The 11515-nt window shown below is 72.4% G+C and carries 14 protein-coding genes; 7 read left to right on the top strand and 7 right to left on the bottom strand.

Features of this window, described 5'->3' with window-relative positions; translation table 11 throughout:
* From OEY_RS0103110 to OEY_RS0103095, 3 genes are all read right to left on the bottom strand, one after another.
* Window positions 1–330, bottom strand: a 330-nt coding sequence (locus OEY_RS0103110; protein ID WP_010592486.1) for an MFS transporter, incomplete at its 3' end; no start/stop codon positions are given.
* Window positions 331–437: 107 nt separating this feature from the next.
* Window positions 438–785, bottom strand: a complete 348-nt coding sequence (locus tag OEY_RS0103105) for a hypothetical protein (protein WP_010592485.1) — start codon at window positions 783–785, stop codon at window positions 438–440.
* Window positions 786–898: 113 nt separating this feature from the next.
* Complete coding sequence (locus OEY_RS0103095; RefSeq protein ID WP_026137630.1) at window positions 899–1753, bottom strand: Rv1157c family protein; 855 nt, start codon at window positions 1751–1753, stop codon at window positions 899–901.
* Between the two features lie 330 nt (window positions 1754–2083).
* Here OEY_RS0103095 and OEY_RS0103090 point away from each other — a divergent pair, with 330 nt between their 5' ends.
* Window positions 2084–3346, top strand: coding sequence for a mannosyltransferase (locus OEY_RS0103090; protein ID WP_010592483.1), 1263 nt, complete (start codon window positions 2084–2086; stop codon window positions 3344–3346).
* Here the strand turns inward: OEY_RS0103090 and OEY_RS0103085 are convergent.
* Window positions 3291–3578, bottom strand: a complete 288-nt coding sequence (locus OEY_RS0103085) for a 4a-hydroxytetrahydrobiopterin dehydratase (protein ID WP_010592482.1) — start codon at window positions 3576–3578, stop codon at window positions 3291–3293. The two genes, OEY_RS0103090 and OEY_RS0103085, sit on opposite strands and share 56 nt — an antisense overlap.
* Before the next feature lie 25 nt (window positions 3579–3603).
* Between OEY_RS0103085 and OEY_RS0103080 the strand changes: the two genes are divergently transcribed.
* Entirely contained in the window at window positions 3604–4008 is a 405-nt protein-coding gene (locus OEY_RS0103080; protein ID WP_010592481.1) for a (deoxy)nucleoside triphosphate pyrophosphohydrolase, read from the top strand.
* 15 nt (window positions 4009–4023) lie between these two features.
* On the opposite strand, the gene OEY_RS30775 is transcribed toward OEY_RS0103080, so the two are convergent.
* On the bottom strand, window positions 4024–4200 hold the full coding sequence (locus OEY_RS30775) for a hypothetical protein (protein WP_003936054.1): 177 nt from the start codon (window positions 4198–4200) through the stop codon (window positions 4024–4026).
* Window positions 4201–4557: 357 nt separating this feature from the next.
* Here OEY_RS30775 and typA point away from each other — a divergent pair, with 357 nt between their 5' ends.
* The 5 genes from typA to OEY_RS0103050 all read left to right on the top strand — a co-directional run bounded on the left by typA (window position 4558) and on the right by OEY_RS0103050 (window position 9959).
* Complete coding sequence (gene typA, locus OEY_RS0103070) at window positions 4558–6444, top strand: translational GTPase TypA (RefSeq protein ID WP_010592480.1); 1887 nt, start codon at window positions 4558–4560, stop codon at window positions 6442–6444.
* A gap of 84 nt (window positions 6445–6528) precedes the next feature.
* Window positions 6529–8376, top strand: coding sequence for an ABC transporter family substrate-binding protein (locus OEY_RS0103065; RefSeq protein WP_010592479.1), 1848 nt, complete (start codon window positions 6529–6531; stop codon window positions 8374–8376).
* On the top strand, window positions 8373–9260 hold the full coding sequence (gene mshB, locus OEY_RS0103060; protein WP_010592478.1) for an N-acetyl-1-D-myo-inositol-2-amino-2-deoxy-alpha-D-glucopyranoside deacetylase: 888 nt from the start codon (window positions 8373–8375) through the stop codon (window positions 9258–9260). Before OEY_RS0103065 ends, mshB begins: the two co-directional genes overlap by 4 nt.
* Before the next feature lie 50 nt (window positions 9261–9310).
* Window positions 9311–9469, top strand: a complete 159-nt coding sequence (locus OEY_RS30770; protein WP_006933951.1) for a hypothetical protein — start codon at window positions 9311–9313, stop codon at window positions 9467–9469.
* Between the two features lie 52 nt (window positions 9470–9521).
* Complete coding sequence (locus OEY_RS0103050; RefSeq protein WP_010592477.1) at window positions 9522–9959, top strand: hypothetical protein; 438 nt, start codon at window positions 9522–9524, stop codon at window positions 9957–9959.
* On the opposite strand, the gene OEY_RS0103045 is transcribed toward OEY_RS0103050, so the two are convergent.
* Window positions 9922–10659: a uracil-DNA glycosylase gene (locus OEY_RS0103045; RefSeq protein ID WP_010592476.1), complete on the bottom strand. Its 738-nt coding sequence runs from the start codon at window positions 10657–10659 to the stop codon at window positions 9922–9924. The genes OEY_RS0103050 and OEY_RS0103045 overlap by 38 nt on opposite strands.
* Window positions 10656–11515, bottom strand: an 860-nt coding sequence (locus OEY_RS0103040; RefSeq protein ID WP_010592475.1) for a PH domain-containing protein, incomplete at its 5' end; no start/stop codon positions are given. The genes OEY_RS0103040 and OEY_RS0103045, both read right to left, overlap by 4 nt.

The raw sequence follows: 11515 nt of genomic DNA, 5'->3' as shown, positions 1-11515 counted from the left end.
GATCACCGGCCACAGCGTGGTGGACAGCGCGCAGCCCGCGGAGCCGACGACGAGCGTGCCGAGGCACACGAGCAGCATCCGGCGTTTGCCGAACATGTCGCCGAGCCGGCCGCTGACCGGGGTGATCACGGCGGAGGCGAGCAGGGTGGCGGTGACGGCCCACGAGGCGCTCTCCACCGAGGTTCCCAGCAGATGCGGCAGTTGGGGCAGCAGCGGGACGACGAGGGTGTGCATCAGGGCGACGACGATGCCGCAGAGGGAGAGCACAGCGACGAGGCCACGGGGTGCCGGACGTTCGCCGACCGACGGGATCCGGGTCTCGACCGCCATGCGCCTCCTCGAAGCCGGGCCGCGACGACGACCGGACGTACGACATCTACCAGGTGTGGCGGCGGCGCGGGAGAACGGGCCCGTTCAACGGGACAGCGCCTGCCCGGTCAACTCTGGCAGTGCGCGGCGGGGTCGGGTTCGGCGGCGGTGACGACGAGCGTGGGGTGCGGGTCCTCGGGGGCGTCGTGGACGCCGCGCCACGACAGCAGCGACCAGCGGGACAGTCCCGACAGCGCCGAGCCGAGGCTGGCGAACGACAGCGACGACAGGGCCGAACCGAACGACCCCACCGAACCGACCGACAGCACCGACCCGACGCTGCCGACGGACAGGATCGAGTACGCCGAGCCGATGGACAGGATCGAGCCCTCGGAACGGAGGGAGAGGATCGACCGGTGGGAGCGGCGGGAGCGCAGGGATCGGGAAACGGTGTGCCCGAGGGGTGTTTCGGCCATGTCCCGGTCTACCACGCAGCGGGCGGCGCGGGAAGCGTGCGGACGACGAGCGTGCGGACGACGGAGGCCGCCGGGACGATCCCGGCGGCCTCGGCCAAGGTGCGGACGATCGATCAGGCGACCGTGACGAGCCCGATCGTCGGCAGGAAGGTGCACGAGCGCGGGGCCGCGCCCTCGGCCTGCGTGGTGATGCCACCGGAGATCACCGCGGCCACGTTGCCGGAGCCGGTGTCCGCGATCGCGCTGAGCGTCGTCGGGCCGTCGGGGTTGATCCGGGCCGCGTCGGTGAGCGTCGCGGTGCCGCTGCGGCCGTTGGAGACGTTGATCCAGCTCACCGTCAGCGGCTGGGCCTGCTGCGCGGCGAACTTGGCGGTTCCCAGCGCGGTGAACACGAACCCGGCCTGGCCGGCCTTCGGGCCCGGCGGCGGGAGCGGTGCGGGACCGGCGACGGCGAGTGCGGTGCCGATGGAGTCGCCGCCGTCGCGGATGCAGTCCTTGCCGATGCTCGGGTACAGGAACTGCGAGATCGGCACGGCGTTCGGGTCGGGGAGGTCGGGACCGCCACCGCCGCTGCCGTCGAGGAAGGTGATCACGCGCTGGAGCAGGGCCTTGACGGAGTCGGGCAGCTGCGAGTTCGCGAGCAGCTCCTTCGCCTGGTCGAGCAGCTGGTTCCGGCCGTCGGCGACGTCCGTCGGCCCGGCTGCCGCGCCGACGATGGCGGGGGCGAGGGAAGCGAGGGCCTCGACCTCTTCGGGTGCGGCGGCCTGGGTGCTCAGCATCCCCATGAGGGACTCGATCGTCAGGTCCGCCGGCAGCGGGTAGCCCGCGAGCTCGACCGGCAGCTGAAGCGTGTCGGGGAGGCCCGGAACGACGGGTTGCGCGACCGCCTGCGAGGGCACGGTGAGCGCCGCGGCGGCGGCGAGAGCGCAGGCGGTGATCATCCTGCGCGTTGCTCGGGTTCGAAGCACTTTTCCCCATCCTTGTCGTTGAAGCGGCGCCGGAGCGAGGGGCTCCGATGCCGCTGACGGCTCGGGGAGACACTTTATGTAGGCCCCCCGATCAGTACAAGCCGTGGCCGGTCTCACAGCCGCCGCCTGTATTCGCGGGAGTCTAGCCATAACGTGTTCCGATCAGTGGTGTCCGCTCGAGACTACGTGTGACGCATGTGGTTTTTGTGAGAGTAGATGAAACTGTTACTGATGTGAGTATCGTGTTCGGCCCGCCGTCGTGGACCGGATAGTCTGCATCAGTCCCCGGTCCTTCCCCGGGGCGACGTGACGACGGGAGGCCGCGCCGCAGTGTCCGATCCGGTTCGCCCGCATCGACTGTGGTGGTGCGCGGCCCTGCTGGCCGTGTCCGTCGGGGTGCGCCTGGCGTGGAACTTCCTCACCCCCAACGGCATGAATCTCGTGGATCTGCACGTGTACGTCGACGGGTCCGCGGCGCTGTTGCGCGGGGAGCTGTACGACTTCACCTACACCCGGGACACGCCCGAGTTCTCCCTGCCCTTCACCTACCCGCCGTTCGCGGCCCTGGTCTTCTTCCCCCTGCACTACCTGCCCTTCCCCGTGGTCGGAGTGCTGTGGCAGCTGCTGACCGTCGCCGCCCTGTTCGGCATCCTGCGCATCTGCCTCGAGCTGCTGTTCGGTCCCGCGGCCCACAGCGCCCACTGGACGGCGGTCGCGCTCGGGTGGACGGCGGTCGGTATCTGGACCGAGCCCATCCGCACGACCCTCGACTACGGGCAGGTCAACGTGTTCCTGGCCTTCGGGGTGATGGTCGCGGTCCGCAGCAACCGCTGGTGGCTCTCGGGCGGACTGGTCGGGGTGCTCGCCGGCATCAAGCTGACCCCGGCGGTCGCCGGTCTGTACCTCGTGGCGCGACGGCGGTGGTCGGCGGCGTTCTTCTCCGCGGCGGTCTTCGTCGTCACCGTCGCCGTCAGCTGGCTGGCGCTCGGCGAGCAGGCACGGACCTACTTCACGACGTTGTTCGGCGACGCCGAGCGGATCGGACCGGTGGGGTCGGTCTGGAACCAGTCGGTGCGCGGCGCGCTGAGCCGCATCGTGGGGCACGACGTCGGCACCGGGCCGCTGTGGCTGGCGGCCGTCGCGGTCTCGGCGGCGCTGGCCTTCGCGGCCTGGCGTGCCCTCGGCCCGGACGATCGCCTCGGCACCGTCGTCGTCGTCGAACTCTTCGGGCTGCTGGTGTCGCCGATCTCCTGGATGCACCACTGGGTATGGGTACTGCCGATGCTGGTGTGGCTGGTCTACGGCCCGCTCGCGGACCGGCGGGGGGCGCGCGTCCTGGCCGGAGTCTGGGCGGTGCTCACCGTCGTCGGGGTGCCGTGGCTGCTGGGACTGGCGCAGGACTCGATGTGGGACATCTCGCGGCCCGCGGTGCTCGCCTGGGCCGGTGCGTGCAACGTGCTCGGGGTGCTCGCGGTGTACGTGTGGACGATCCTCGCCCGGCGCATCCCGGCGCGGCACCCCGCTCCGGCCGTATCCGTCAGCCGTGGACCAGCGCGTCGATCGTCCGGGCCAGTTCCACGTCCGACGCGGTGATCCCGCCGGCGGAATGGGTGGACAGCGAGTACGTCACCTTCCGCCAGCGGATGTCGATGTCGGGATGGTGGTTCGCCGCCTCGGCGGCCTCGGCCACCCGGTCCACCAGCGCGACGGCCTCGGGGAACGAGGGGGACTCGACGGTGCGCACGATCGCGTTCCCGTCCCGCTGCCACGCGGGGAGGTCGACGAGGGCGGCCTCGATGTCGGCGTCGGAGAGCAACTCGGCCATGTCTCATTCTGGGACGATGCCGCACATGAGTGCAACGACGGGCCGGGCGGACGAGGTGGTGGCCGGGGCGATCTTCCGCGACGGCCGGCTGTTGCTGGCGCAGCGGGTCAGCCCCCCGGAGCTGGCGGGGTTGTGGGAGCTGCCCGGCGGCAAGGCGGAGCCGGGGGAGTCCGCCGAGGCGGCACTGCGCCGGGAGCTGCGGGAGGAGCTGGGCGTGGAGGTCGCCGGGGCGCAGCGCGTCGGGGCCGGAGTGCCGCTGGGCGGGGGCCGGGTGCTGCGCGCCTACCGCGTGGAGCTGGTCTCGGGGGAGCCGCGGCCGCTCGAGCACGCGGCCCTGCGCTGGGTGGACGCCGACGAGCTGGAACGGATCGACCTGGTGCCCAACGACCGGGTGTGGCTACCGGAGCTGCGCGCCCGACTCCGGGGCTGACGGTGGTGCGGCCGGTCAGGCGGCGCGGGCCTTCTTCAGGCGCTTCGCGAGCTCCTTCTTGCCCAGTCCCTCGTGCTCGAGTCTCTTCATCCGCATGACCACCACCGGGCAGCGCACACAGCGGGTCTTCTTGCGGCAGCACTTCTTCTTGGGCTCGAGCTGCGCGACCTTGCTCGCCTTCACCTTGCCCATCCGGGTCGCCGGCCTTTCGTCGGTGGGGTTCCGGACCAAAGGTTAGCATGCCCTTACCTGGATGGCCGGGCCGCCGAATACAGGGTGCGCCGACGAATGCAGGGTGCGCCGGCCGGCGCGGGGCGACGTGGCGAACGTCACGCTCTGCGTCGCGAGCTGGTGAATCCGGCGTCGGCGCGCGCGGAGCACCGGGACCGGCCTGTACTGTATTGGAGGCCGCAGTGCCTGTGCGGGCCGTTCACGGCCGCGAACAGGTGACTCGCATTCGCGACGCGGCCACCGCAAGAACGCCGTACGGGCGAGGTGCCGTCTGGGTCCAGTGCCGTGTGGCCGGACAACAGCCAGGAGAGCCATCGCGTGAGCACCGCCAGTTTCCGCAACGTCGCCATCGTCGCGCACGTCGACCACGGAAAGACCACCCTCGTCGACGCCATGCTGCGCCAATCGGGCGCCTTCGCCGAGCGCGCGGAACTCGTCGACCGGGTCATGGACTCCGGTGACCTCGAGCGCGAGAAGGGCATCACGATCCTCGCGAAGAACACCGCTGTGCACCGGCACAACCCCGACGGCACCGTCACCGTCATCAACGTGATCGACACCCCCGGTCACGCCGACTTCGGTGGCGAGGTCGAGCGCGGGCTGTCCATGGTCGACGGCGTGGTCCTGCTCGTCGATGCGTCCGAGGGCCCGCTGCCCCAGACCCGTTTCGTGCTGCGCAAGGCGCTCTCCGCGTCGTTGCCGGTGCTGCTCGTGGTCAACAAGACCGACCGTCCCGACGCCCGCATCGCCGAGGTCGTCGAGGAGACCCACGACCTGCTGCTCGACCTCGCCTCCGACCTCGACGACGAGGCTTCCGAGGCCGCCGAGCAGCTGCTCGACCTGCCGGTCCTGTACGCCTCCGGCCGCGAGGGCAAGGCGTCGACCGAACAGCCCGAGAACGGACAGGCGCCGTCCGCCGAGAATCTCGACGCGCTGTTCGACGTGCTCATGAAATACATCCCCGCCCCCAAGGGCGATCCGGCCGCATCGTTGCAGGCGCACGTCACCAACCTCGACGCCTCCGAGTTCCTCGGCCGCCTGGCGCTGCTGCGCATCCACAACGGCGAACTGCGCAAGGGCCAGACCGTCGCGTGGATGCACGCCGACGGCGTGAAGAACGTGAAGATCACCGAGCTGCTCCAGACCATCGGTGTCGAGCGCCGGCCCGGTGACGTCGCCGTCGCCGGCGACATCGTCGCCGTCGCCGGCATCCCGGACATCATGATCGGCGACACCCTCGCCGATGTGGACAACCCGGTCGCGCTGCCGCGCATCACGGTCGACGAGCCGGCCATCTCGGTGGTCATCGGCACCAACACGTCGCCGCTCGTCGGCCGCGTGCAGGGTCACAAGCTGACCGCGCGCATGGTCAAGTCCCGGCTGGACTCGGAGCTGGTCGGCAACGTGTCGTTGCGCGTGCTCGACATCGGCCGCCCCGACGCGTGGGAGGTGCAGGGCCGCGGCGAGCTGGCGCTGGCCATCCTCGTCGAGCAGATGCGCCGCGAGGGCTTCGAGCTCACCGTCGGCAAGCCGCAGGTGGTCACCCGGCAGGTCGACGGCAAGGTGCACGAGCCGTACGAGGAGCTCACCATCGACAGCCCCGAGGAACACCTCGGCGCGATCACCCAGCTGCTCGCGGCCCGCAAGGGCAAGATGGTGCAGATGTCCAACCACGCCGCCGGGTGGGTGCGCATGGAGTTCATCGTCCCGTCGCGCGGCCTCATCGGGTTCCGCACCGACTTCCTCACCGAGACCCGCGGCACGGGCATCGCCAACGCCGTCTTCCACGGCTACGCCCCGTGGGCCGGCGAGATCCGCGCACGGCATACCGGCTCGCTGGTCTCCGACCGCTCGGGCTCGGTCACGCCGTTCGCGATGATCCAGCTCGGCGACCGCGGCACCTTCTTCGTGGAGCCGGGCAGCGACACCTACGAGGGCCACGTCGTGGGCATCAACCCGCGCGCCGAAGACCTCGACATCAACGTCACCCGCGAGAAGAAGCTCACCAACATGCGCTCCTCCACGGCCGACGTGATGGAAACCCTCGCCAAGCCGATCACCCTGAGCCTCGAGGAGGCCATGGAGTTCTGCGCCTCCGACGAGTGCGTCGAGGTCACCCCGGAGATCCTCCGGGTCCGCAAGGTGCACCTCTCGGCCACCGACCGGGCCCGCGCCCGCTCGCGGGAGAAGGCTCGCAACAAGTAGTCGCGGCACTGGACGAGTAGTGCGGCAGGGGTGGTCCCGGTGCGGCCGGGACCACCGCCGCATCCCGGAGGGAAGGGAGGCCGGATGCGCAGGTTCGCCGGGATCACCGCCGTCGCCGCGGTGCTGGGGTTGTCGGCGTGTACCGCCGATCCGCCGCCGCCGATCGAGCAGACCGAACCCACCCGGACCCCCGCCCCGGTTCCCCAGCTGAACACCGTCGTGGTGGCGGTCGACGACGTGGGCGCCGGGTTCAATCCGCACCTGCTCGCCGACCAGTCGCCCGTCGGCAACACGGTTGCCGGGATGGTGCTGCCGAGCGCGTTCCGGCCCGTGCCCGATCCCGCGCGGCCCGGTGCCACCGTGTGGATGCTCGACGAGTCCGTCCTCGTCTCGGCCGACGTCACCTCGCAGGCGCCGTTCACCATCACCTATCAGGTCCGCGACGAAGCGCAGTGGTCCGACAGCGCACCCATCGCCGCCGAGGACTTCCGGTACCTGTGGCAGCAGATGATCACCGAGCCCGGCGTGGTCGATCCCGCGGGCTACCGCCTCATCGAGGACGTCGGATCCTCCGGCGGCGGCAAGACCGTCACCGTCACCCTGCGCGAGCCCTACCCGGCGTGGCGGGAACTGTTCACCCACCTCCTGCCGGCCCACCTGGTCAAGGACACGCCGGGTGGATTCGCCACGAGCCTCGCCGAATCGATCCCGGTGTCCGGTGGGCAGTTCCATGTCAGGTCCGTCGACCGCGGGCGGGGCGAGATCCTGCTCGAACGCAACGACCGGTTCTGGGGGACCCCGGCCCGGCCCGACCGGATCCTGTTGCGGCGCGGCGGAACCGACGCACAGCTCGCCGAGTCGATGCGCACCGGCGACGCCCAGGTCGCGCAGATGCACGGCGGCGGCTCCGCGCTGCTCGCCCAGCTCGGCGCGATCCCGCACGTGCGCACCGGCACTCAACTCCAGCCCCGCGTCCTGGAACTGACCCTCAACGGCCGCACGACCGAGTTCGCGGATCCGCGCGTGCGCCGCGCCGTCCTCGGACTTCTCGACCCGGACCTGCTGGCCACGGTCGCGGCCGGCACGGAATCGGCCGTGGTCGCGGCCCGTGCACAGGTGCTCGCCCCGTCCGACCCCGGATATGCGCCGAGCATGCCGCCGCGGCCGGGCCGCGAGGAGTCCCTCGCGCTCCTCGCCGCGGCCGGTTACGTACCGGCCGACCCGGCGACGGTCGAAGCGACCGGCACGCCGGTACCGGAAGCGGCGACGACCGGGCTGCTCGCCCACGGAGACGCGCCCCTGGCGCTCGTGCTGGGCGTGCCGGAGAACTCCCCGGTGGCCGACGCCGTCGCCCACACCGCGGCGGACCAGCTGCGCGGAGCCGGCGTCGCGGCCACCGTGACCACGCTGCCGCCCGACGAGCTCTACGGCGAGGCACTCGTCCGGGGAACCGTGCACGCCGTGGTCGGCTGGACCCGCGCCGGCGGCGACCCCGCCACGGCCGCGATGTCCCGATTCGGTTGTCCACCGGCGATTCCCGGGCAGGGGAGCCCCCCGGTCGAGCCGGATCCTGCGCCCGCCCCGGACAGCGGCACCGTGCCCGGCGCCGACACCGCTCCCGGGGGTGACACCGTTCCCGACGACGAGATCGAAGCCGCCGAGGCGCAGCTCGCCGCACCGAGCAACGTGTCCGGGATGTGCGACCCCGCCCTCGAACCGGAACTCGCCGGCGCCCTGCGCGGCGCCGGCGACGTGCCCGCCGTCCTGGCCGGCGCGCAGCCGAAGCTGTGGGACCTCGCGGTCACCCTGCCGATCCTGCAGGACCGCACCGTGATCGCCGCGGGACCCGGCGTCGAGGGCGTGACCCTGACCGGCCCGATCCCCGCCGGGCCCCTGTCCGATGCGCAGAACTGGTGGAGGACCACCCCGTGACCGACCGAACCGACCCCGCGTCGCGGCGCCTGCTGCTGGTGCACGCCCACCCTGACGACGAATCGATCACCACGGGCGGGACCATCGCGCACTACGCCGCTCGGGCCGCCGAGGTCACCGTCGTGACGTGCACCCTCGGGGAGGAGGGCGAGGTCATCGGGGACGAATGGGCGCAGCTCACCGCCGACCGCGCCGACCAGCTCGGGGGTTACCGCATCCACGAGCTCGGCCGGGCGCTGGCCGCCCTCGGCGTGCCCGCGCCGCGCTTCCTCGGCGGTGCCGGGCACTGGCGCGATTCCGGGATGGCCGGGACCCCGTCGGCTGCGAACCCCCGGGCCTGGGTGAACGCCGACCGGGACGAGGCGGTGGCCGCCCTGGTCGCGGTGATCCGCGAACTGCGCCCGCACGTGGTGGTCACCTACGACCCGGTGGGCGGCTACGGCCACCCCGACCACATCCGGGTGCATCACGTCGTGACCGCGGCCGTCGAGGCCGCGGGGACCGACGCCTACCCGCACGCCGGCCCGCCGTGGGACCCGGCGAAGCTCTACTGGACCGTCACCGAGGCGAGCGCCCTGCGCCGCGGCATCGAGGACATGACCGCCCTGCCCGACGGGTGGCGGCGACCCGGCCCCGACGAGCTGCCGAGCGTGCCCGACGACCAGGTCACCACCGTGGTCGACGTCGCCGACGTGCTCGACGCCAAGCGGGCGGCGCTCGCGGCGCACGCGACCCAGGTGGTCGTGGCACCCGGCGGGGCACAGTTCACCCTGTCCAACCTCGTCGCGCAGCCCGTGCTGGACCAGGAGCACTACGTACTGGTCCGCGGCGACCGCGGCGACGGCCCCGGACGGGAGCGTGACCTCTTCGCCGGGCTGGGTTAGTGTGACCACGAGCACCGGAAAGGTGATCGCGATCACACGAGAGGGTTTCGATGTACAACTGGTCCGTCCAGAACCAGATCGTCGCATTCGTCGATTCGTTGCGTCCCTACGCGGACCAGATCAATGCCGCCTACTACCAGGCGCTCTACGGCTTCGCGGACCAGGCCAGCCACGTGCTCACGCTCATGGGCTACCCGCCCGTGCCGTGATCGGCCGGGACCCGGTGCCCACGGACCCGCGCCCGTGGCGCACTATCGAACCATGACGGTCGATCCCGCCACCACCGCCACGCAGGCCTCCGCGCCCCCGGCGGCGACGCCGCGTACGGGCATCGTCGCCCTGCTGACCTTCGACGGCTTCCTCTGCGCGCTGCTGTCCGTGTTCTTCCTCGGCCTGTACATCGGCACGGTGCCGTTCCCGATCACGATCGGGCTGGCCGGCGCGGCGAACGTGCTGCTGGTGATGGCGATGCGCGCCGAACCCGGATCCCCCTCGCGCGCGGCGTGGCCGCTGCTGGCGTGGATCGTCGGATTCGTCCTGTGCCTGTCCGGCGGTCCCGGCGGCGATCAGCTCCTCGTCGCCGACTGGCGGACCCTGCTGCTGCCGGTCGGTGCCCTGGCCCCCGCCGGGTTGTACCTGTTCGTCGCGCGCATGGCCGCCCTCACGAGTGCAGTCCGGCAGCCCGCGCCGCGTCCGTGAGCACGGCGGTGAGCATGGCCGGGGTGAGCCGGCCGGTGAACGTGTTCTGCTGGCTCACGTGATAGCACCCGAACACGTGTAACGGCCCGCGGTCCGCGGCGTCGCCGCGCGGCAGCAGTTCCACCCCCGCCCCGTGCCCGAATCGGGGGCGCGGACGCGGCACGACCCAGCCGGCGTCGTCGAGCACCGGGAACAGCGCCTGCCATCCGAAGCCGCCGAGCACCACGATCGAGCGCAGCGTCGGCGTCAGCAGCTGCAGCTCCGCGTCGAGCCAGGTACGGCACGTGTCCCGTTCCTGCGGCGTCGGCCGGTTGGCCGGGGGCGCGCAGTGCACCGGCGACGTGACGCGGGTGCCGAACAGCTCGAGGCCGTCGCCGCGGTGCGTCGCGGTGGGCTGCGACGCCAGGCCCGCCGCGTGCAGCGCGGCGTAGAGGAAGTCGCCCGAGCGGTCGCCGGTGAACATCCGCCCGGTCCGGTTGCCGCCGTGCGCGGCCGGCGCGAGGCCGACGATCAGCAGGGACGCGTCCGCCGGACCGAACCCGGGCACGGGACGCGCCCAGTACTCCTCGTCGCGGAATGCGGCACGCTTCTCCCGGCCCACCTGCTCGCGCCACGCGACCAGGCGGGGGCAGGCCCGGCACTCGATCAGGCAGGCGTCGAGCGTGGCCAGGTCGCGTGGCCGCCCGATATCCGGGTTCATCGTCGCACCCAGGCGTCGCCGGCGCCGGGTGTGACCGCCTCGACCAGCGCCCACGCCTGCTCCGCGGGAAGGTCCACGACCTCGTAGCGGCCCGTGCCGGCCGGCGTCGCGGCGACGACGGTCGCCACTCCCGCGCGGCGCTGGAAGAACGACTGCCGCACCGTCCAGCCGATGATGCCGTCCGCCTCGAGCGAGACGCGGCGCCGATCCAGTGAGCCCCCGCGGGTGATCAACCACGCCGGCGCGTCCGCCGTTCCGGCGCCGAGCACGGCATGACCCAGGCTGCGGTAGCGATCCCACGCCAGCCCCACCGCCCCCGTCGCGACGACCGCGACCACCGGTATCCACGCCGCCACCGGCACCGTGCGGCCGGTGACCGCGACCGTCGCCGCGGCGGCCGCGACGGCCAGTGCCACGGGCAGCAGCGCCCGGGTGAACCGTCGTCGCCGGGCCGCCGGCCCGTGCGCACGCAGCGGTGCGTCGAGCTGACGGGTGTCGCGCAGCACCGCCGCCGCGACCCGTCGCGCCTCGGCGGACGGCGCGGGCGGCAGCAGCAACGACGACTCGCCGTGCTCGGCGGCGACACCGGTCATCACCGCATCGAGCCGGGCCCCGCCGACCAGGCGCAGCGCCAGCGGCTCGCGCAGGCTCACCCCGCGCAGACGGCGCCGATCCAGGGTGGTGTGCCGGTGCCGCAGCAGGCCGTGCCCCACGCGCAGCATCCGTCCGTCGTCGGTGACCGACAGGTCCGCATAGAGCAGCACGTAGCGCACGCACGCCACCAGGCTCGCCACAACGACAAGGACGAGCAGGCCGAACCCGGCGGCGACGAACGGCCCGGTGGCCTCGACCGACG

The organism is Rhodococcus sp. P14, from assembly GCF_000256505.1.
GTDB classification, from domain to species: domain Bacteria; phylum Actinomycetota; class Actinomycetes; order Mycobacteriales; family Mycobacteriaceae; genus Rhodococcus; species Rhodococcus ruber.
This window is presented reverse-complemented; position numbering and strand designations above follow the sequence as displayed.